Below are 18,976 nucleotides of genomic sequence, written 5' to 3'. Positions count from 1 at the left end.
AAACCATCCTCCGGCCCGCCGCACCCGCCGGCGAAACCGTGCTCGTGAGCCGCGAAAAAGTGGCCTCGTTCAAGGCCTGGCTGGATAGGTAGTGATTAGTGGTAAAAGACCGTCATGCTCATCTGGCGTCCGCTTGTCGAAGCATCTCTACCGCATAGTAATCAACTGACCCACACGATTGGGTTAGTCCGCGGTAGAAATGCTTCGACAAGCGGACGCCAGATGAGCATGACGGTCTTTTGTTCACTAGCTAATGACCTCTTACCCCTGCCGCAACTCTTTCAGCTCCAGGGCGAAGCCGGGCAGCACGGGCTCGCCGCTCAGCGCCTGGTCGAAGCCTTGCGCCAGGCGCGGGGGGTAGGGCGGCTCGAAGATGTGGACGGTTTCGGTGCTGGGCACCAGCAGCCAGGCCAGGCGCACACCGGCCCCGAGCCAGTCGTGCATCTTCATCAGCAGGTCGGGCAGGCGGTCGGAGCTGGACGCCAATTCAATCACAAAATCGGGGCAGATGCGGGCAAAGCGGCGCCGGCTTTCCGGCGGCAGCGCCTGCCAGCGCTCCTCGGCCAGCCAGGAGGCATCGGGCGAGAGCAGGGCCCCGCCGGGCAGGGTGTAGCCGGTCGAGGAGTCGCCGACGCGGCCCAGGCGGGTCCGGTGGTTCCAGTTGCCGAGCTGGTAGGACAAGGCGCTGTTGATGAAGCCTGTTTCAGTGTAAGCGGGCGGCAAGATGATGATGTAGCCGCTGCTGTTGCGCTCGATGCGCAGGTCGCGGTGGTCGAGGCAGAACTGGGCGAACTCTTCCTCCGTGAGGCGGTCGAGCACCGGCGTTTTTAGCTTGATGGGCTCCATAGAAACCAGCGTTGAATGAGATTACAAGATACGCGCGGCGGGTCGGGCGGCGGTTGCGGCAGAACGGGGGGGTAGGGAATGAGCTGCTAGTAGCTAGGCCAGAGCGGCGTGCCGGCCAGCGCCAGCCCCAGCAGCCCGGCCACCAGCGCCGCGTAGGCCGCCGCGCCCAGGCCCGTGAGCAGCGCGGCCCGGCGCGGCACCCAGCGGCTCAGGGCCCAGCCCAGCAGCGGCAGGGCTTGCAGGGCGTGCATCCCCAGAAAGTGGGCCGCCCGCAGGTCGCCGGCGCGGGTGCTCCAGCCCAGGCCCGGCAGGCCGGGGCCGCCGTCGGGGGCGCCCACGGTGTGCTGGCCCCGGTGAATCATGAAGCCGCCGAGCACGCTGCCCACCACGAACACCAGCAGCCCCAGCCGCAGGCCCCACACGTAGCCGGCCGGCCCGTGCGGACGGTGCCGCCAAACCAGAGACAAGGCCCAGACAGTGAGCCCGGTAGCAAGCACGATGAAGACGCCCATCAGCCCAAACAGCACCCCATCCAGCGCCGAGCCCACGTTATAGTGCGAGGTGGTGCCGCGCGCCGCCTGCGTAAAGATGACGGCTTGCTCGACGGCCATGCAGCCGGCAATGCCCCAACTCAGGCGGCGCACGCTGCGCTGGCCGGCGGCCGGCAAATCAGCCAGCAGCCAGGCCAGCGTCCAGACAAAGGCCGTGACCGAGAGGGCAAACTTGAGCGGCTTCCACCAGACCAGCAGCCCCGTGACCAGGCGCTGGTCGAGCGGCAGCAACACGAGCGCGCCGGCGGCCAGCGCCACGTTCAGCCAGCCCGTCCCGCTCAGGGCGGGGTTTACGCGGTGCAGAATGCGCAGGGCTTCGCGCAGCCGGCCGGGGCCAGTGGCCCGCGGCCCCACCACGGCTGGCACAGAGTGCATTAAATAAGTCGAACTCAACAGGTTGTTTTCCATATATTTAACTCAAGACAAAGGGAGACTTCAAAAGTAAAATTGCGTACGGCGCACGGCGCACGGCTCATTGCGCACGGGCCAGCGCCGCCGGACGGCGCTGTAGAGCAGCAGCCCCAGCGGCCCGAGCAGAAACGTGAGCGCCAGGCACGGCAACAGCGCCGCGTGGGGCACGTCGCGCCGCCGGGCATCGCGCACGAGCCAGATGCCCACGGCCATATCAAAGCACAGATAATGCACCCAGCCGGCCAGCAGCGCCCAGGGCTCGCGGAACAAAATCCCTACCCCCCTCAGCGAGCTGAACCCGGCGCCGGGCGCGGGGTGGGCCAGGGTTTGGAACACGATGAGCCCGCCGTAGCTGGCCGCCAGCAGCAGGGGCAGGGCCCCGCTGAGCACCACGGCGCGGGTGCCGCGCCAGCGCGGAGCCAGCCCCAGCAAGAGCCAGCCGGCCAGGGCCACTTGGTTGGCGACCGTGAAAAGAAAGTCGGGCGAGGGCATGGCGGCGGGCCGGGGGGGTAGGGAAGAAGGTCCGCCAAAGCTAGGCCGCGGCGAACCCCAGCGCCTCATTTTTGGGCCCGAAGCGGCTAGAGCGCGGCCTGAACCAGCGCCGCACCCGGATGAAGCGCGCCCGCCCGGCGGCAACCCGCGCCCCGGCCGGCCGTACCCCGCCGGATATGGCTAGCCTGGGGCGCGTTGGGTGGGGAAAGGTGGTGCTGGCATTGCTGCTGCCCGCTGGCGCGGCGCGGGCGCAGGCCGCTGCTCCCGATTCTGCTGCCGCGGGCGCCGGCCAGCACCGCCGCGTGGTGGCCCAGTACGACTCGCGCTACTCCATTCTCAACCGCCGCTTTTGCGTGCTCAATGGCCTGAAGCTGGGCGTGGAGTGGCCCGGCCGCTGGCGGGCCGGCGCCGCCGTCTACTTTCTGAGCACGGCCGTGCCCACCCGCACGGCACGGCCCGAGGGCATTCCGGCCGAGGCCACCGCCGTGCTGCGCTTCCGCTACCTGGCCGGGTATGCCGAGCGGGTGCTGCTCAGCACCCGCCGCTGGGAGCTGAGCGCGCCGCTGCAAATCGGGCTGGGCTCCAACTACGTGCGCTACACCACGCCCGGCGCCGGCACCGACCGCACGCCCCGGCGCTTCATGGCCGTGGTCGAGCCGTCGGTGGCGGCCCAGCTGCGGGTGTTTCGCTGGGCCGGATTTGGGGCCGGCGCCGGCTGGCGGCAGCCGCTGCTCACGCCCCGCGCCGTGCAGCGCGAGCTGAACGGGCCAGTGTTCTACCTGCGTGGCAAGCTCTACCTGAATGACTTGCTGAAGGTGGTCAAGCACCACGACCGGCTGTTTTCGCAGCAGGGCCTGCGCCGGGAAGCGCCAGCGCCGGAAGTAAGGTAATTGGGGCTTATAAAGCAGCACTTTACCTACATTTAGGCATGAAACACCTGCTTTCCCTGCTGCTCAGCCTGGTCATCAACACTGTCAGCTTCGCCCAGGCCACCGCGCCCGCCCTCAAAAGCCAGGCTTTTGCTGCGTACATGGCTCAGAACTACCGCCAGGCCGGCCAGCTCTACGAGCAGGCCTTTAAGCTGCCCGGCGCCAAGACCGCGGCGGGCGAGTACTACAACGCGGCGTGCAGCTGGGCGCTGGCCGGCGACGCCACCCGGGCTTTTCGCTACCTGAGCCAAGCCACCCAAGCCGGCTGGGACAACCTGGCGCACCTCAAAACCGACGCCGACCTACTCAGCTTGCACGCCGACCAGCGCTGGCCCCAGCTGCTGCGCAAGGCCGAAGCCGCCGTGGCCCGCGTCGAGGCCAAGCAGAACATTCCGCTCAAGCGCGAGCTGGAAGCCATCTACGAATCTGACCAGGGCAGTCGCCGCGCCATCGGCCCCTTGCAGCAGCGCTACGGGCCGAAGTCGCCCCAGCTTGATTCCCTTTTCGAGAAAATGCGCGCCCAGGACGCTCAGAACGAAGCGCGGGTGAAGGCCATGATTGAGCAGTACGGCTGGCCGGGCGCCAGCCTGGTGGGCCGCACCGGCAGCATGGCAGCCTTTCTGGTCATTCAGCACTCCAACCTGGCCACCATCCAGAAATTCCTACCCCTCATCCGCGAGGAAACCGCCAAGGGCGGCCTGGCCAGGCAAAACCTGGCCCTGATGGAAGACCGGGTGCTCGTCTTTCAGGACCAGCCGCAGGTGTACGGCAGCCAGGTGCGCACGAACACGGCCACGGGCAAGGCCGAGTTTTTCCCCATCCAGGACGAGGCGCGCGTCGATGAGCGGCGCGCCACTATGGACCTGGGGCCGCTGGCCGATTATGCCAAAGCATTCGGCTTCGACTACGTGCCCGTGAAATAGCGGGGAGGCGAAACTCCGCTCAGCTGCTGCAACCGCTTTTCCCGTGCACCTGCTCAACCAAAAAGACTACCGCAATTCGGCCGCTGAAAGCTGCCAGGCGCCGGCCGTCCCCAGCTACTGGCTCATTGGCCGCGACGGCCGCATCCGCGTGGCCCACGCCCCGCGCCCGTCGGAGGGCGCCGCTACCGTGGCCGCGCTGGAGCAGGCGCTGGCCGCGCAGCAGCCGACCCTTCGGAGGGAGTTAAAAGTTGAGCGTTAAAAGTTAAAAATCCCTACCCCCTCCTTTCCTGCCTAAAGCTGAATGAGAGGCTGGGATTTTTAATTTTTAACGCTCAACTTTTAACTTCGAAGCTGTTTAGGAAGTCGAAAGACCGTCCTGTCGAAAGACCATCCTGCTGCGCCCCGCGAAGCATCCGGCGTGGGGAAGTAACTCAATCGTCCGGTTCCGTGGATTGCTTCCCCGAGCGAGATGCTTCGCGGGGCTCAGCAGGACGGTCTGGCGTGTTTCGGCCGACTTCCTGAACAGCTTCTTCTTTTTCAGCCTAGCCCGCGCACCGTGCTCAGCCTATCAAGCTTGCCCGACGCCGTTTCGCTGAATTGCTCCGAATAGCGCAGCTGCCTCGGCCGCTCGTACTTGGCCAGGCGAGCGCGCAGCAGGGCTAACAGGCGGGTTTCTTCCTCGGGCGTCAGCGCCGCGCCTTCCAGCACCGCCGTCACGGTTTGGCCCAGGCGCTCGTCGGGCAGGCCGGTCACGAAGGCGCGGCGGCCCAGGTTCAGCTCGGCCAGGGCCACTTCCAGCACCAGCTCAACTCTCTCGGCCGGCACCTTCACGCCGCCGGAGTTTATCACAAAATCGGCCCGGCCCAGCCACTCAAACGCGTGGCTGTCAAGCAGCTTTATTTGGTCGTTGGTGGTGATGAGCTGGTCATCGGTCACGTCGGCGCGCACCGTGAGGCAGCCGCGCGCGTCCTGCCCCACGTGAATGCCGGGCAGCACCTTGTAGGCCGTGGATTTGATGGCGTCCTTGCCGCTGAGGCGGCGTAGGGCAATGTGGGAGGCCGTTTCGGTCATGCCGTAAGTCAGGTACACGGGCACCTTCAGCGCCCGCACGGCCTTGGCCAGCGCGCCGTCCACGGCCGCGCCGCCTACCAGAATGGCCTTCATCTGATTCAGCTGCCCGGCGTGGCCGGCGGCCAGCAGCGTGCGCAGCTGCAAGGGCACGAACGAGGCAAAATCAAACGCCGCCCCGGCCGGCACCAAGGCCAGCGGGTCGGCCGCGGGCTCCACGATGGTCAGGTGCAGGTTGCGCTCCAGGCCCCGCACCAGCATCATCTGCCCGCCGATGTACTCGCAGTTTAAGCACACCAGCATCCGCTCGCCCGGTCCCAGGTCAAAGTAGTCGCCGGTGCGCCGGGCCGAGGCTTCCAGCTGCCGCCGCTTCAGAAAAACGGGCTGCGGCTGCCCGGTCGAGCCGGACGTATGCAAGCCAAACTCCAGGCTGCCATTGAGCCACTGCCGCACAAAATCCAGCACTTTGGCCTCGTAGCCGTTCAACTCCGTTGGCGAGCTGGCCGGGTACTGCTGAATGTCGGCGTAGTGAAACTCGCGGCCGTTGAGCAGCAGGGAGGTGGGGAGATTATTCATTATTTGACCAATTAACTAAATAGCCACTTAACAACCGTGCCGATACCAATAATAGCAAATACTGGTACCGATATAAAACCAATTGCTAGTAGAAGTCCTATTAAATCATCTTTGCTTTTGGGAAATGACCAAAATGGACTTTGCTCAACAGGCTCGTCGGCCTCCCGCGTATTTGCGGTAGGCTCAATATAATTAAGTCCTACGGTTCCATCGGAGGCCCAATCGCAGGATATCGAAATTCCGCTTTTTGTGTCAGAATTAAGAACCTCTTCAAAATGTGCGGAGGCTACTAGAAATTCTGCTGCCAAAAGCAAAATTCCGTCTTTGTTAGCTCGAATATAAGACTCATCGGGTCCGCCCCCATACTGATTTATTTCAAAAATAGCGTCTTGTTGGGACTGCACATTTCGAATACGGTCGGCAAGTAGTTTGATTTCATTCTCCAGTTTGAGAACTGACAATCCTTGATGTTCGACAAATTCCAGAAAAGCTGACTTTGTTAAATCAACAACCGCAGCCGCTTGGTCGGCTGTAGCTTTGGACTGCTGATATAAAGCGCCAGCCAGCAGTAGCTTCAACTCCTGCTCATTAGTTTCTACTGCGTCAGGAAGTTGTAAAGTCAATGTTTTCATGTCGGCAAAATAGCAGAAAGGAATCACTGCTAGTTGACCCTCACGAAATTAGCCAGCGCTGATAGCTGCGCGCCGTGGGCGCCGCCAGCCAGCACGGCACCAGCAGCAGGCACGCGAAAAACACAAAATTCCACCCGTCGCCGGTGAGCACGTGCGCGGCCAGGGGGGGTAGGCAGGCCAGCCCTAGCAGGCTGTTGCGCAGGAAGATGCGGCTCTGGTAGAGGCGCAGATTTTCGGTCGGCGGACGCCGCAGGTTGGGGCGGATGTAGGCCGAAATCAGATAGATAAGGCCGCCGACGAGCATCAGCAGGCCCACCGCCATGAACAGCAGCGGCCAGGTCGCCAATTGCGGGTTTATATCAGTGCCGCTGGCCGTGCGGCGGCCGGCGGCTAGCACCAATGCGGCCATCAGGGTGCCCTGCGCGGGGTAGTGCAGGTAGTGGAAGCGCCGGATGCGGCGGATGGCTTGGTGGTAGGCGTGGTCGTCCATCGGGCAAACGGCAAGCGGCAGCGGTGCCGGCCACCGGGTTTTAGGGCTTGAACTTCACCTTAGGCGTGGCGGGCGCGGGCAGCAACTGGAAATAGCTCACATTAAACTGGTTGGCTACCACTTTGCCTCGCACCCGAGCCTGGCGGACGGCGTTGCAGAAGCCGTCGTCGGCGTGGGCGTCGCCGTGGGCATCAATGCCGGTGCCCGTCACGAAATAGGCGCGGCCACCGGACAGGCGCACCGCCAGGTCGCACCCTTTGCCGGGCAACCCTAGTCGGCACTGCCCGCAGGCGGCTTCGACGAGCAGCGTGTCAGCGTCAGCCGAGGCTGCTGGGCGGAGGGCGGTCCCGGCGGCTTGCGTAGTTTGAGCCCGGGCCGACCCACCGGCGGCGCCGAAACCAAGAATTAAAAGCAGGAAGAGCGATTTCATGAGGCAGAGCGCATTTAGCGGTTCACTTTACGGGGCACTGATTTGGATTCTCGCAACTGGCAGCTGCCGGAGCATCCTGAAAGCTAGCGAAAATCTTCTTCGCTACTACATGGCCGGCACGCTCAAGTTCCGCTACGGAAATTTTGGAAACTTCGAAAAGTCGGGCTGGCGCTTTTCCAAAAAGGCGTTCTGGCCCTCCTTGGCCTCGTCGCTCAGGTAATAAAGCAGCGTGGCGTTGCCGGCCAGCTCCTGAATACCGGCCTGCCCGTCCAGCTCGGCGTTGAAGGCGGATTTGAGCATTCGCAGGGCCAGCGGGCTTTTCTGAAGGATTTTCTGGCACCAGGCCACGGTCGTTTCCTCGAGCTTATCGAGCGGTACTACCTTGTTGACCAGGCCCATATCCAGGGCTTCCTGCGCGTCGTACTGGTCGCAGAGAAACCAGATTTCGCGGGCTTTTTTCTGGCCCACCACCCGCGCCAGGTACGAAGCGCCGAAGCCGCCGTCGAACGAGCCCACGTTGGGGCCGGTCTGCCCGAAACGGGCGTTGTCGGCCGCGATGCTTAGGTCGCAAACCACGTGCAGCACGTGGCCGCCGCCGATGGCCCAGCCCGCCACCATTGCCACCACGGGCTTCGGAATCGAGCGAATCATCTTCTGCAAATCCAGCACGTTGAGGCGGGGCATGGCGTCGGCGCCCACGTAGCCGCCGTGGCCGCGCACGCTCTGGTCGCCGCCCGAGCAGAAGGCCCTACCCCCCTCGCCGGTCAGGATGATGACGCCAATGTCGGTGCGGTTGCGGCACACGTCCATCGCCTCAATCATTTCCTGCACCGTGAGCGGCGTGAAAGCGTTGTGCTTTTCGGGCCGGTTGATGCTGATTTTGGCAATGCCGCCGAATTGCGTGAAGAGAATCTCTTTAAACTTTTGGATAGGCGTCCAGGTGATTTGGTCGGGAGTCATTTAACGCGAAGTTTAGAAGAAGTTAAAAAGTAAGTTTCGCGAAGTTTAGAGGAAGTTAAAACTTAGCGAAACTTCGTTTTAACTTCCTCTAAACTTCGCGTTAAAATGCCGCCTTCACCGCCGCGCGGTACTGCTCGAAGAACTCGGCATTCGTTTTAGAATCGGTAAATACTTCCAGCAGTGCCGCGCCGGTTTCGGCCGCAAAGAAAACCGGCAGCGCCGCTTCCAGCTCCTCAAACGACGAAACTGGAAAGTAGCGCAGCCCGAAGTCGCGGCAGGTGTTCTCAGCCGTGAGCGCCTGACGCGTCTCAAAAAACTCGTCCAGCTCCGGCTGCTGGCGCGGCCCGTCGATGATGCGGAAGATGCCGCCGCCGTGGTTGTTAAAGAGCACCACGCGCAGGTTGGGCAGCGGGTAGTTGTGCCAGAAGGCGTTGCGGTCGTAGAAAAAGGCCACGTCGCCGGTCAGCAGCACCACCGGCCGCTCCGGCTGGGCCAGCGCCGCGCCCACGGCCGTGCTCGTGCAGCCGTCGATACCGCTGGTGCCGCGGTTGCAGAAGACTTCAATTTGGCGTCCCGGCGGGATGCCCAGGATGTTGGCGTAGCGCACGGCCATGCTGTTGGCTAGGTGCAGGGCAGTGTTTGGAAGTGCGTTTTCTATACAGCGGGACAAAGCTGCAAACTCCCCAAAAATATTCGTTTTGTGAAGCAAGCCAAATTTAAGCAGCCCATTTTCGCCACGCAAAACTTGGAATGCTTTGCCAGTGGCTTGGTCCCAACTCGTCCGGTAAGCAGCGCGCTCTTCTTGTTTGTGGTCCGAAAGCAAATGGTCTGCTGTTATAGCTTCCAAAAGCGTTAAAATGCCCTCCGCTGGCTCAGCCCTAATAATTCTTGTCAGGCTTTTAAAGGTATCAGCTACTTCGCCAGTCGGTTGAATGTGCCAATGTTCTTGCGGGGCGTAATGCCGTAAAAACTGCTTTAGCGACTTGGAAATCAAGGATAAGCCAACCGTAATGAGCAGCTCAGGCTTTAGTTTAGCTTTTAGTTCTTCAGCACTACCCCCTAAAATTATGTCCTGTAAATAGTGAGTGACATCGAAGAAGCCTTCCTCCATACTGACATTCTCACTGCCAACGTTGCTGATGATATCGCCAATAAATACTGCACCTGTTCGCTCTTCTAATTTATAATCATCCCACCCATTATCATCAAGAAGCGTTTGCCAAAGTTGGCGCTGCTGCTGGCCGAAGACAAAAAGAATTCGTGAGTAAGAATTAAACGCAGCGCCTAGCTCATTAAGCGTCTCTGGCGAAGGACGCAAGACGCTGCTCGTTTCCCGAATAATCTTCACGTCCTTTTCAAACACCATTTCCTCGCCCGCCTTGGGATAAAAAGGCTCGCGCAGCGGCAGGTTCACTTGCACCGGGCCGGGGGGGTAGGCGCGGCTTAGGTTAATAGCTTCATTTATAATCCGCTCCGAAAACCACTTGGCGTCGGAGTGCGTGGTGTCTACTGGAAAGTCAAACGCGCCTTTCGCGTGACGGCCATATAAATTCTGCTGGCGGATGGTCTGACCGTCGAGCTGGTCTATCCACTCCGGGGGTCGGTCGGCGGTCAGAATTAAGAGCGGGATTTGCTGAAAAAACGCCTCCGCCACGGCCGGCGCGTAGTTCAGCCCCGCCGAGCCTGACGTGCACACCAGTACCACCGGCCGCCGCGTGGCCTGCGCGATGCCCAGGCCAATAAAGGCGGCGGCGCGCTCATCGGGCACGACTTTCACCCGCCCCGCAAACGCCGGGTGCCGCGCAAACGCCAGCGTGAGCGGCGCCGAGCGCGAGCCCGGCGAGAGCACCACATCGGTAATGCCATGCTGAGCGCAGATTTCGGCAATATTATAAACAGCCTGCATGTAAAAATCAGTGAACAGTTATCAGTGAGCAGTGAACAGTTTTGGGGCAGATTAAACAAACTGTTCACTGCTCACTGATAACTGTTCACTGTAATACAGCGGCTACAGTTTGTAGTTTCAATTCGGTTTCCCGCCATTCGCGCTCGGGCTCCGAGTCGGCGGTGAGACCGGTGCCGGCGTAGAGGATGGCGGTGGTGCCGCGCAGCTGCATACAGCGCAGGTTGACGAACAGGCGCGCCACGCCGGGGGCGGCCACGTTCACGGGGCCTAGGAAGCCGCTGTAGTAGGCGCGGTCGTAGCCCTCGTGCTGGGCGATAAAGTCGAGGGCGGCGGCTTTGGGCATTCCGCCCACGGCCGAGGTCGGGTGCAGCAGGCGCAGCATGTCAGTGCCCAGGCTCGGAAACGGCACCCGGCCCAGGTCGACGGCGAAGTCGGTGCGCAGGTGCAGCAGCTGGCCGGCCGCCACGGTGCGGGGGCCGGTTTCGTGGTATTCGCGCAGGCGCAGCTGCTTAAAGCAGCTCACGATGTAGCGCGCCACCAGGGCCTGCTCCTCGATTTCTTTTTGGCGCCAGATAGCATTCTGGGGCGTCAGGCCGGCGGTCAGGGGCTGGGTGCCGGCCAGCGCCATCGTCCGAAACCGGCCGTCGAACAACACCTCGGCCAGCACTTCGGGGGTGGCGCCCAGCCAGGTGCCTACCCCCGGCGCGCTCACCAGGGACACAAATGCCTGCGGATACTGCCGCCGCAGCCGCGCCACCGCCGTCAGCGCATCGAAGCCCGGCGGCAGCGCCCGCTGCACCGCCCGGCTCGACACCACCTTTTGCACTGCCCCCGCCCGGATGGCCGCCACGCCCGCCGCCACCAGCGCCGCGTACTCGGCCTCGGTGGCGGCGGCCGGCAGCGGCGACGGCGCCTGCGGCCAGGCCACCGGCAGGGGCACCGGCGCCGCTGTCACTGCCATCCCTACCCCCCCCTCGGCCGGCAAGCCGCCGGGCCGCTTGGCGCCGGCAGGGGGGGTAGGGATGGTGGCGGTGTGCGCCAGAAACTCGGCCCAAAGCGCCGGCTCGGCCACGGCCACTGAGTCGGGCTGGGCGCTGCCGAAAAGTAAATCGGCGGGCAGAAACAGGGCCGGGTTGTGGTCGGAGTCGCGGAAGGGGAAAAAGGCGAAACCGGCTGGTGCGGCCGGCTCCAGAGCCGGAGGCAGGCCGGTGTAGGCGGCTTCCAGCGAGCGGCTGATGAGCAGCTGCCAGTGCCGGGCCCCTGGCTCCGACCACACGGCCAGCGGGCGGCCCGTGGCCAGGGCCCACGCCACCAGCGCCCGCAGCCGCTCCTCGGCCGGGGCCGGCGGGCCGGGCCAGGGGCCCAACGGCGCGGCGGTGGCGGGCGAGGACAGCGGCATCAGGCAGCCGCTGGGTGAGGCTGGCCGGCCGCTGGGCCGGCCGGCAAGTCAATGACGGCCATCGTGATGCGGCTGATGCACACCAGCTTATCGGTTGCCTCCTCCCTGATTTTGATTTCCCAGACCTGCGTGCTGCGGCCCACGTGCAGGGCCGTGGCCCGGCCCACCACGTAGCCTTCGCGCACGCCGCGCAGGTGGTTGGCGTTGATTTCCAGGCCCACGCAGGCCTGCTTGGTGGGGTCTACCTTTAGCGAAGCGGCCACCGAGCCCAGCGTTTCGGCCAACGCCACCGAGGCGCCGCCGTGCAGCAAACCCATTGGCTGATGCGTGCGGCCATCGACGGGCATCCGGCCTTCGAGGTAGTCGGCGGTGAGGGCCGTCAGCTCGATGCCCAGCGCATCGGCCAGGGTCGGGCGGCGGCCCAGCCAGTCTTTCACTTCTTCCAGCGTCATCTTCGTTTTTAACTTATAAGTTTTGAGTTATAAACTATAAATCGGGGAGCCAAAATCTTGAAATAAAGTCTGGTGGCGGGGCGGTATCGCCTGCAAAACCGCCGAACTTTGGGCAATGTTCGGCAAAGCTAAGCCGGCTGCGGGCGCCCGGCCGGCCTGAATGGGCGGCCAGCGGGGGAAAAGCGCCGCCCCAGCCCCAGCGGCTGCTTAGCCGATGCTTAGCTTAGCCAATGCTTCCGGCCCGGCGCCGACCCGACCGGCTGAAAGCCGAATCGTTCCCGAAATCCGACAAATCCGACGAATCCGTGGTCCAGACAATCTACCTCGTGCGCCACGGCCAGACCGACTTCAACGTGCAGGGTATCGTGCAGGGCAGCGGCGTCGATTCCAGCCTCAACGCCACTGGCCGGGCCCAGGCGGCGCGATTTTTCGCCGCCTACCAGCACCTGCCCTTCGACCGCATCTACACCTCCCGGCTGCGCCGCACCCAGGAGTCGGTGCAGGACTTCATCGACCTCGGCTACCCCCACGAAAGCCACGCCGCCCTGAACGAAATCAGTTGGGGCGTGCGCGAAGGCACCCGCATCACATTCGAGGAAGACGCTGAATACCAGCACGTGCTGGGGCAGTGGGAGCGGGGCCAGACTGACGCGCGCCTGCTCGGCGGCGAGAGCCCCGACGAGGTGGCCGCCCGCCAGCGCCCGCTCATCGAGCTGCTCCAGTCGCGCCCCGCCGACCGGAACGTTCTGATTTGTATGCACGGCCGGGCCATGCGGGTGCTGCTCTGCCAGCTGCTGCATTACCCGCTGCGCTGCATGGAGCTGTTTGAGCACCGCAATCTGTGCCTCTACGAGCTGAAATTCACCGGCTCGCTGTTCAGCGTGCGCCGCTTTCTGGACACGGCCCACTTGAACCAGCTAGCAATGAGCAATGAGCAGTGAGTGGCCTGCCGCCGCTCTTCATTCTCTATCGCTCCTTATTAATTGCTCCCTGATAATTGCTCATCGGCCGGGGATGCGCAGCGTCCAACTTTTCGGGCTAATTTTGGCCTTCTTCCTATTCTTTCAGCGCAAGCGCGCCGCAGCCGATGGCCGAACTAATCAAAATGCCGAAGATGAGCGACACGATGACCGAGGGCGTCATCGCCGCGTGGCTCAAAAAAGTGGGTGACAGCCTCAAGTCCGGGGATATTCTGGCCGAAGTCGAGACCGACAAGGCCACGATGGAGCTGGAAAACTACGAGGACGGCACCCTGCTCTACATCGGGCCCAAAGAGGGCGAGGCCGTGGCCGTGGATGGTGTGCTGGCCATCGTGGGCCAAGCCGGCGAAGACTTTTCGGCCCTGCTCAGCGGTGCCCAGGGTGGCAGCGTAGCGCCCGCGCCCGCCGCGGCTGCCGCGCCACCCACCCCTACCCCCCCGCCCGCCGCGGAAGCCCCCCAACCGGCGCCTGCTCCCGTGGCGGCCCCGCCAGCGGCTACCCCCGCCGCTCCGGCGCCGGCTGCCAACGGCAAAAAAGCCACCGTGGTGCGGATGCCGAAGATGAGCGACACGATGACCGAGGGCACTATTGCCGCGTGGCTCAAAAAAGTGGGCGACAAAGTGAAATCGGGCGACGTGCTGGCCGAAGTCGAGACTGACAAGGCCACGATGGAGCTAGAAAACTACGAGGACGGCACCCTACTCTACACGGGCCCGAAAGAAGGTGAGGCTGTGGCCGTAGACGGTATTCTGGCCATCATCGGCGAGGAAGGCGCTGATATTCAGGCCCTGCTCGGCGGGCAAAGCGGCGGTGCCGCGCCCGCGACGACTGAGGCGGCACCCGCCGCGGTTGAAGTGGTGCTGGCGGGCGCCGCGCCCGAATCGGCCCCGGCCACCAACCCGGAGTCAGCGCCGGCCGCGCCGGCCGGCCGCTTGTTGGCCTCGCCGCTGGCCAAGAGCATTGCCAAAGAGAAAGGCATCAACCTGAGCGCCATCAAGGGCTCCGGCGAAAACGGCCGCATCGTGGCCCGCGACCTGGAAAACGCGCCGGCGGCTACTGCCGCTGCCCCTACCCCCCCCGCCGCGCCCAAGGTGGCCGCCCCGGCCGCCGACGAGGCGCCGAACGAATACGTTCAGGCAGCGCTGCCGGCGCCGGCCGCAACCCCCGCCGCTCCGGCGGCCCTGGCCGCCGCCCCAGCTCCCGCCGCCGATTTTGTCGATACGCCCGTCTCGCAGATGCGCAAGGTGATTGCCAAGCGCCTGGCCGAGAGCATGTTCACGGCCCCGCATTTCTATCTGACGATGGAAATCAACATGGACCAGGCCATGCAGACCCGCAGCAAGCTCAACGAGCTGTCGCCGGTCAAGCTCAGCTTTAATGATTTGGTGCTCAAGGCCTCGGCCCTGGCCCTGCGCCAGCATCCGGTCATCAACTCGTCGTGGCTGAGCGACCGAATTCGCCAGAACCGCCAGATTAACATTGGCGTGGCCGTGGCCGTCGACGAAGGCCTGCTCGTGCCGGTCATCCGCAATGCCGACCAGAAGGGCCTCTCGCAGATTGCCACGGAGGTGAAGGAGCTGGCCGGCAAGGCCAAAAGCAAGAAGCTCCAGCCCGCCGAGTGGGAAGGCAACACCTTCACCATCAGCAACCTGGGCATGTTCGGCATCGATGAGTTTACGGCCATCATCAACTCGCCCGATGCCTGCATCCTGGCCGTGGGCGGCATCAAGCAGACGGCTATCGTGCGCGACGGGCAGCTCGCGGTTGGCAACCTCATGAAGGTGACCCTGAGCTGCGACCACCGCGTGGTGGACGGCGCCTCCGGCGCGGCCTTTTTGCAAACCCTCAAGGGCCTGCTCGAAGACCCGCTGCGGATGCTGATTTAACAGCAAAGAGTTAACCTATAAAGAAACCAGCCCCCACCGGCTGGTTTTTTTATGCGAAAAATTTGTGCGGAAAAGCAGTAGCTTGCGCAGCATAGCTTAGTCCCTACCTACTCTTTTCACTACCACCTAACACCTGTTTTCCGGATGAAAAATGCTTTACTACTTGTTTCCATCTGCCTCGTGAGCGGGGTGGCGTGGGGCCAGAATGCCCCGCTCAGCGGGCAGGTGCTCGACCCGGCCGGGCGGCCCGTAATTGGGGCCACGGTGGTGGAAAAAGGCACCAACAACGGCACCTCGACCGGCGGCGACGGGCGCTTCTCGCTGCGCCCGCGCACGGCCGCGCCGCGCCTGATTATCAGTTCGTTGGGCTACAGCACCAAGGAAATCGAAACCACTGGTGGCGGCGCGCTCAGCATCAGCCTGGCCGAAAGCAGCACCAGCCTCGACGCGGTGCAGGTGGTGGGCTCCCGGGCCCAGAACCGTTCCGTCACCGACTCGCCCTCGCCGGTGGACATTATTGATATCCGGGAGGTGACGACCAAAACTGGGCAGCTCGACGTGAATCAGCTGCTGCAATTCGTGGCGCCTTCCTTCAACTCGAACCGCCAGACGGGCTCCGATGGGGCCGACCACGTGGACCCGGCCAGTCTGCGCGGTCTCGGCCCCGACCAGACCCTGGTGCTGGTGAACGGCAAGCGCCAGCACCAGTCAGCCCTGGTGAACCTGTTTGGCTCGCGCGGGCGCGGCAACACCGGCACCGACCTGAACGTGATTCCGACGGCGGCCATCGAGCGAATTGAGATTTTGCGCGACGGGGCGGCGGCCCAGTACGGCTCCGATGCCATCGCGGGCGTGATTAACATTGTGCTCAAAACGAGCATGAACGAGCTGACGGCCAACGCCAACTATGGCGCCTACACCGCCAAATACCGCCGCGACGACCAGGATTTCGATGGCGGCAACCTCAACGCTAACCTGAATTACGGCCTGGGGCTGGGCGCGCGCGGCAGCTACGTCAATGCCACGCTGGACTACAACAGCCGCCAGCATACGCAGCGCGCCAACGTGCCCACTGGCCCCGACGGTCTGGTCCGCCGCGAGTACGGCGACCCGAAAATAGCCAACGCCTCGGCCTACCTCAACTCCAAGTTCGCCCTGAGCGACAAGGCCCACCTGTACGTGTTCGGCGGGGCCAGCAAGCGCAAAGGCGACGCCTACGCCTGGACCCGCTTCGCCGACGACGAGCGCAACGTGCCGGCCATCTACCCCAACGGCTTCGACCCCATCATCACCAGCGACATCGTGGACGCCTCGGCCGTGGCCGGGGTGCGCGTGGGCCTGGGCGGGTTTGAGCTGGATGTGAGCAACAACTTCGGCTCCAACCGTTTCGAGTACGGCCTGCGCAACACCCTCAACGCCTCCCTCGGCGCCAGCTCGCCCACCCGCTTCAACGCCGGCGGCTTCCAGCTCCAGCAGGATGTGGTGAGCCTGGGGTTGACGCGCAATCTTAAAACCGTGCTGCAAGGCCTGAACCTGGCGGCCGGCGTGGAAGGCCGCCGCGAATGGTACTCGCTGTTTGCGGGCGAGGAGGCTTCGTATAGAAACTACGACCCGGCTAACTCCGTGGGCGGCTCCCAGGGCTTTCCGGGCTACCAGCCCGGCGACGCCATCAAGGCGCAACGCGACAACGTGGGCGCCTACCTCGACGCCGAGCTTAGCCTGACGCAACAGTGGCTGCTGGCCGGCGCCTTGCGCTACGAGCACTACAGCGACTTCGGCAGCACGCTCAACTACAAGGCTTCGACCCGCTACAACCTGACCGAGTTCCTGACCCTGCGCGGCACGTTCAGCACGGGCTTCCGGGCCCCGTCGCTGGCCCAGATTAATTTCAACTCGACGTTTACCAACTTTGTGAACGGCCAGCCTGTGGAAGTGCTGCTGGCCCGCAACGACAACCCGGTCACGCAGAAGCTGGGCATTCCGAAGCTGAAAGAGGAGACTTCGACCAGCGCCAACGTGGGCTTCACCAGCCGCCTGGGCTCGTCGCTGAGTTTCACCGTGGACGGCTACTACATCAAAGTAAACGACCGGGTGGTGCTGACCACGGCCTTCAACGCCCGCAACACCGACCCCGACACGGGGGAAGACGTGTTGGACCCCGTCATTGGTCAGGACCTGGAAAATCTGGGTGTGGGCAGGGCTCAATTTTTCGCCAACGCCACCGACACCCGCTCGCTGGGCCTCGACGTGGTGCTGAACCACACGCTCCCGCTGAGCACCGGCCGCCTCAACACGACCCTGGCGGCTAATTTCAACAACCTGCGCATCGACCGGGTCCGCACGGCGGGCGTACTGGCCGGCCGCGAAGACGACTTCTTCGGCACCCGTGAGCAGGGGTTCGTGAAAGCGTCGGCCCCCGCCTCGAAAGTCAATCTGTCCTTCGATTACCAGGCGGGGCGTTTTGGCGCGCTGTTGCGCCTGGTGCGCTTCGACAAGGTTACGCTCTACGATTTCTCCGACGTGCCGCAGCCGATGGTGTACAAAGCGCGGGTCACCACCGACCTGACCGTGAACTACGCCCTGACCAACCAGCTCCAACTAGTAGTGGGCAGCTCCAATCTGTTCAACCGCTACCCCACGCTTTTTGACCCGCAAAATACGGAAACCGGCGGCGCCTGGGACCCCGTGCAGATGGGCAGCAACGGGCGGTTTCTCTTCGCCAAGCTGCAACTTCGGGTGAGCAGGTAGGGGTAGGGAGTGGTCAAGAGCGAAACAAAAAAGCACGTCATGCTGAGCAGCGCGAAGCATCTCGTTTGGGGAAGTAATCAACGGCTCACAACGATTGAATTGCTTCCCTAAGCAAGATGCTTCGCGCTGTTCAGCATGACCGTCTTTTTCGCGCGCCGGCCCTTAGCCGTAATCCCTACCCCCCTGCTGGCGCTGAGCGTTGTAATTTTGCCGCTTATGCAAGCAAAAATTCGCTCCACTACCGTGCTGGGCATTCGCCACAACGGGGAAATTGCCGTCGGCGCCGACGGCCAGGCCACGATGGACAAGCACGTGGCCAAAAGCAACGTCCGCAAAATCCGCAAGCTGCAAGCCGGCAAGGTCGTGACCGGCTTTGCCGGCTCCACGGCCGACGCCTTCATGCTGCTCGACAAGTTCGACGAGAAGCTGGCCGGCTACGGCGGGCAGCTGCGCCGCGCCGCCATCGAGCTGGCCAAGGAGTGGCGCAAAGACCAGTACCTGCGCAAGCTCGAAGCTATGATGGTGGTGGCTGATAAAGACGAGCTGCTCATCATCGCCGGCACCGGCGACGTGCTGGAGCCCGACTCCGACGTGGCCGCCATCGGCTCCGGCGCCATGTACGCGCAGGCTGCCGCCCTGGCCCTCAAGAAGCACGCCCCGCACCTGACGGCCCGGCAGATGGTCGAGGACGCGCTGCACATCGCGGCCGACATCTGCATCTACACCAATCATAACCTGATGATTGAGCAGCCGGGTTGAATTTGAGTTAGAAGTTGAGAGTTAAAAGTTAAAACTCTCTTCAGATATCTTTTTTAACTCTCAACTTTTAACTCAAAAAATGGAAGCTCACCTGCAATTCACCGCCGTATTTGAGCAAGCTCCGGAGGGTGGCTACGCGGCCTACGTCGCAGAGATACCGGGCGTAAACACGCAGGGGGAAACCCTGGCGGAAGCGCGCGCTAACCTGCGCGAGGCCCTGGAAATGGTGTTGGAGGTACGGCGCGAGCTGGCCACAGAAGCGCGCCCCGACCGCCAAATTATTCGGGAGCCGATTCATATGGCCGCGTAGTGAAGCGCCGGGACTTGCTTCAGCACCTGAACGAACACGGCTGCGTGCTGAAGCGCGAAGGCGGCAGTCATTCCGTGTTCTTTAATCCAGTTACGCGGGCCGTGACCTCCGTACCGCGGCATACGGAGATAAAAAGTCCTACCGCCCGCAAAATTTGCCGCGACCTGGAAATTCCCGTACCAGCCAATGTCGCGTAGCGCTACGGCTGATGCGACCTAACAACTGACA

At 63.3% G+C, this 18,976-nt stretch carries 20 protein-coding genes; 9 read left to right on the top strand and 11 right to left on the bottom strand.

The features are described from left to right. Window positions 1–261: 261 nt before the first annotated feature. The 3 genes from ACFE70_RS17130 to ACFE70_RS17120 all read right to left on the bottom strand — a co-directional run bounded on the left by ACFE70_RS17130 (window position 262) and on the right by ACFE70_RS17120 (window position 2,369). The gene (locus ACFE70_RS17130) at window positions 262–846 is read right to left on the bottom strand and encodes a Uma2 family endonuclease (protein WP_375419002.1); all 585 of its coding nucleotides are present in this window, start codon (window positions 844–846) and stop codon (window positions 262–264) included. Between the two features lie 86 nt (window positions 847–932). Continuing rightward, the gene (locus tag ACFE70_RS17125; RefSeq protein WP_375419001.1) at window positions 933–1,772 is read right to left on the bottom strand and encodes a hypothetical protein; all 840 of its coding nucleotides are present in this window, start codon (window positions 1,770–1,772) and stop codon (window positions 933–935) included. A 60-nt stretch (window positions 1,773–1,832) separates the two neighbouring features. Next, on the bottom strand, window positions 1,833–2,369 hold the full coding sequence (locus ACFE70_RS17120; RefSeq protein ID WP_375419000.1) for an ABA4-like family protein: 537 nt from the start codon (window positions 2,367–2,369) through the stop codon (window positions 1,833–1,835). A 2-nt stretch (window positions 2,370–2,371) separates the two neighbouring features. Between ACFE70_RS17120 and ACFE70_RS17115 the strand changes: the two genes are divergently transcribed. Genes ACFE70_RS17115 through ACFE70_RS17105 form a run of 3 tightly spaced genes read left to right on the top strand, consistent with a single transcriptional unit; the run spans window position 2,372 to window position 4,411 of the window. Further along, on the top strand, window positions 2,372–3,190 hold the full coding sequence (locus ACFE70_RS17115; protein ID WP_375418999.1) for a hypothetical protein: 819 nt from the start codon (window positions 2,372–2,374) through the stop codon (window positions 3,188–3,190). Window positions 3,191–3,228: 38 nt separating this feature from the next. Then, window positions 3,229–4,152 carry a DUF6624 domain-containing protein gene (locus ACFE70_RS17110; RefSeq protein ID WP_375418998.1) on the top strand — a complete coding sequence of 308 codons (924 nt, stop codon included), beginning with the start codon at window positions 3,229–3,231 and terminating at the stop codon, window positions 4,150–4,152. Between the two features lie 43 nt (window positions 4,153–4,195). Further along, window positions 4,196–4,411, top strand: a complete 216-nt coding sequence (locus ACFE70_RS17105) for a hypothetical protein (protein ID WP_375418997.1) — start codon at window positions 4,196–4,198, stop codon at window positions 4,409–4,411. 278 nt (window positions 4,412–4,689) lie between these two features. Here ACFE70_RS17105 and ACFE70_RS17100 read toward each other — a convergent pair whose 3' ends face one another. From ACFE70_RS17100 to ACFE70_RS17065, 8 genes are all read right to left on the bottom strand, one after another. After that, window positions 4,690–5,796: an AMP-binding protein gene (locus tag ACFE70_RS17100; protein ID WP_375418996.1), complete on the bottom strand. Its 1,107-nt coding sequence runs from the start codon at window positions 5,794–5,796 to the stop codon at window positions 4,690–4,692. Between the two features lie 11 nt (window positions 5,797–5,807). Beyond that, the gene (locus ACFE70_RS17095; RefSeq protein WP_375418995.1) at window positions 5,808–6,428 is read right to left on the bottom strand and encodes a UPF0175 family protein; all 621 of its coding nucleotides are present in this window, start codon (window positions 6,426–6,428) and stop codon (window positions 5,808–5,810) included. A gap of 40 nt (window positions 6,429–6,468) precedes the next feature. Further along, window positions 6,469–6,918, bottom strand: a complete 450-nt coding sequence (locus tag ACFE70_RS17090; RefSeq protein WP_375418994.1) for a hypothetical protein — start codon at window positions 6,916–6,918, stop codon at window positions 6,469–6,471. A gap of 40 nt (window positions 6,919–6,958) precedes the next feature. Beyond that, window positions 6,959–7,348: a DUF6370 family protein gene (locus ACFE70_RS17085; RefSeq protein ID WP_375418993.1), complete on the bottom strand. Its 390-nt coding sequence runs from the start codon at window positions 7,346–7,348 to the stop codon at window positions 6,959–6,961. Window positions 7,349–7,480: 132 nt separating this feature from the next. Continuing rightward, window positions 7,481–8,308 carry a 1,4-dihydroxy-2-naphthoyl-CoA synthase gene (menB, locus tag ACFE70_RS17080; RefSeq protein ID WP_375418992.1) on the bottom strand — a complete coding sequence of 276 codons (828 nt, stop codon included), beginning with the start codon at window positions 8,306–8,308 and terminating at the stop codon, window positions 7,481–7,483. 100 nt (window positions 8,309–8,408) lie between these two features. Continuing rightward, window positions 8,409–10,214 carry a 2-succinyl-5-enolpyruvyl-6-hydroxy-3-cyclohexene-1-carboxylic-acid synthase gene (gene menD, locus ACFE70_RS17075; RefSeq protein ID WP_375418991.1) on the bottom strand — a complete coding sequence of 602 codons (1,806 nt, stop codon included), beginning with the start codon at window positions 10,212–10,214 and terminating at the stop codon, window positions 8,409–8,411. Window positions 10,215–10,299: 85 nt separating this feature from the next. Further along, window positions 10,300–11,613: a chorismate-binding protein gene (locus ACFE70_RS17070; RefSeq protein WP_375418990.1), complete on the bottom strand. Its 1,314-nt coding sequence runs from the start codon at window positions 11,611–11,613 to the stop codon at window positions 10,300–10,302. Then, on the bottom strand, window positions 11,613–12,065 hold the full coding sequence (locus ACFE70_RS17065) for a hotdog fold thioesterase (protein ID WP_375418989.1): 453 nt from the start codon (window positions 12,063–12,065) through the stop codon (window positions 11,613–11,615). Before ACFE70_RS17065 ends, ACFE70_RS17070 begins: the two co-directional genes overlap by 1 nt. A 230-nt stretch (window positions 12,066–12,295) precedes the next feature. On the opposite strand from ACFE70_RS17065, the gene ACFE70_RS17060 reads away from it, so the two are divergent. From ACFE70_RS17060 to ACFE70_RS17035, 6 genes are all read left to right on the top strand, one after another. Continuing rightward, window positions 12,296–13,006 carry a histidine phosphatase family protein gene (locus ACFE70_RS17060; RefSeq protein ID WP_375418988.1) on the top strand — a complete coding sequence of 237 codons (711 nt, stop codon included), beginning with the start codon at window positions 12,296–12,298 and terminating at the stop codon, window positions 13,004–13,006. Window positions 13,007–13,152: 146 nt separating this feature from the next. Then, the gene (locus ACFE70_RS17055; protein WP_375418987.1) at window positions 13,153–14,931 is read left to right on the top strand and encodes a pyruvate dehydrogenase complex dihydrolipoamide acetyltransferase; all 1,779 of its coding nucleotides are present in this window, start codon (window positions 13,153–13,155) and stop codon (window positions 14,929–14,931) included. Window positions 14,932–15,075: 144 nt separating this feature from the next. After that, entirely contained in the window at window positions 15,076–17,679 is a 2,604-nt protein-coding gene (locus ACFE70_RS17050; protein WP_375418986.1) for a TonB-dependent receptor domain-containing protein, read from the top strand. A 216-nt stretch (window positions 17,680–17,895) separates the two neighbouring features. Then, window positions 17,896–18,438 carry an ATP-dependent protease subunit HslV gene (gene hslV, locus ACFE70_RS17045; RefSeq protein WP_375419013.1) on the top strand — a complete coding sequence of 181 codons (543 nt, stop codon included), beginning with the start codon at window positions 17,896–17,898 and terminating at the stop codon, window positions 18,436–18,438. Between the two features lie 79 nt (window positions 18,439–18,517). Continuing rightward, window positions 18,518–18,748, top strand: coding sequence for a type II toxin-antitoxin system HicB family antitoxin (locus tag ACFE70_RS17040; RefSeq protein WP_375418985.1), 231 nt, complete (start codon window positions 18,518–18,520; stop codon window positions 18,746–18,748). Continuing rightward, window positions 18,748–18,945: a type II toxin-antitoxin system HicA family toxin gene (locus ACFE70_RS17035; RefSeq protein ID WP_375418984.1), complete on the top strand. Its 198-nt coding sequence runs from the start codon at window positions 18,748–18,750 to the stop codon at window positions 18,943–18,945. The genes ACFE70_RS17040 and ACFE70_RS17035 overlap by 1 nt, the downstream gene beginning before the upstream one ends. The last annotated feature ends 31 nt before the right edge of the window (window positions 18,946–18,976 follow it).

The sequence above is a fragment of the uncultured Hymenobacter sp. genome (assembly GCF_964243305.1).
Taxonomy (GTDB): Bacteria; Bacteroidota; Bacteroidia; order Cytophagales; family Hymenobacteraceae; genus Hymenobacter.
The sequence above is the reverse complement of the archived record's forward strand: the minus strand, read 5'-3'. Positions and strand labels throughout refer to the sequence as shown.

Bases quoted from the DNA above. Each gene is read 5' to 3' on its own strand.
- ACFE70_RS17130 (WP_375419002.1), bottom strand. From the start codon at position 846: ATGGAGCCCATCAAGCTAAAAACGCCGGTGCTCGACCGCCTCACGGAG.
- ACFE70_RS17125 (WP_375419001.1), bottom strand. From the start codon at position 1,772: ATGCACTCTGTGCCAGCCGTGGTGGGGCCGCGGGCCACTGGCCCCGGC.
- ACFE70_RS17120 (WP_375419000.1), bottom strand. From the start codon at position 2,369: ATGAGGCGCTGGGGTTCGCCGCGGCCTAGCTTTGGCGGACCTTCTTCC.
- ACFE70_RS17110 (WP_375418998.1), top strand. From the start codon at position 3,229: ATGAAACACCTGCTTTCCCTGCTGCTCAGCCTGGTCATCAACACTGTC.
- ACFE70_RS17100 (WP_375418996.1), bottom strand. From the start codon at position 5,796: ATGAATAATCTCCCCACCTCCCTGCTGCTCAACGGCCGCGAGTTTCAC.
- ACFE70_RS17095 (WP_375418995.1), bottom strand. From the start codon at position 6,428: ATGAAAACATTGACTTTACAACTTCCTGACGCAGTAGAAACTAATGAG.
- ACFE70_RS17090 (WP_375418994.1), bottom strand. From the start codon at position 6,918: ATGGACGACCACGCCTACCACCAAGCCATCCGCCGCATCCGGCGCTTC.
- ACFE70_RS17085 (WP_375418993.1), bottom strand. From the start codon at position 7,348: ATGAAATCGCTCTTCCTGCTTTTAATTCTTGGTTTCGGCGCCGCCGGT.
- menB (WP_375418992.1), bottom strand. From the start codon at position 8,308: ATGACTCCCGACCAAATCACCTGGACGCCTATCCAAAAGTTTAAAGAG.
- menD (WP_375418991.1), bottom strand. From the start codon at position 10,214: ATGCAGGCTGTTTATAATATTGCCGAAATCTGCGCTCAGCATGGCATT.
- ACFE70_RS17070 (WP_375418990.1), bottom strand. From the start codon at position 11,613: ATGCCGCTGTCCTCGCCCGCCACCGCCGCGCCGTTGGGCCCCTGGCCC.
- ACFE70_RS17065 (WP_375418989.1), bottom strand. From the start codon at position 12,065: ATGACGCTGGAAGAAGTGAAAGACTGGCTGGGCCGCCGCCCGACCCTG.
- ACFE70_RS17060 (WP_375418988.1), top strand. From the start codon at position 12,296: ATGCTTCCGGCCCGGCGCCGACCCGACCGGCTGAAAGCCGAATCGTTC.
- ACFE70_RS17055 (WP_375418987.1), top strand. From the start codon at position 13,153: ATGGCCGAACTAATCAAAATGCCGAAGATGAGCGACACGATGACCGAG.
- ACFE70_RS17050 (WP_375418986.1), top strand. From the start codon at position 15,076: ATGAAAAATGCTTTACTACTTGTTTCCATCTGCCTCGTGAGCGGGGTG.
- hslV (WP_375419013.1), top strand. From the start codon at position 17,896: ATGCAAGCAAAAATTCGCTCCACTACCGTGCTGGGCATTCGCCACAAC.
- ACFE70_RS17040 (WP_375418985.1), top strand. From the start codon at position 18,518: ATGGAAGCTCACCTGCAATTCACCGCCGTATTTGAGCAAGCTCCGGAG.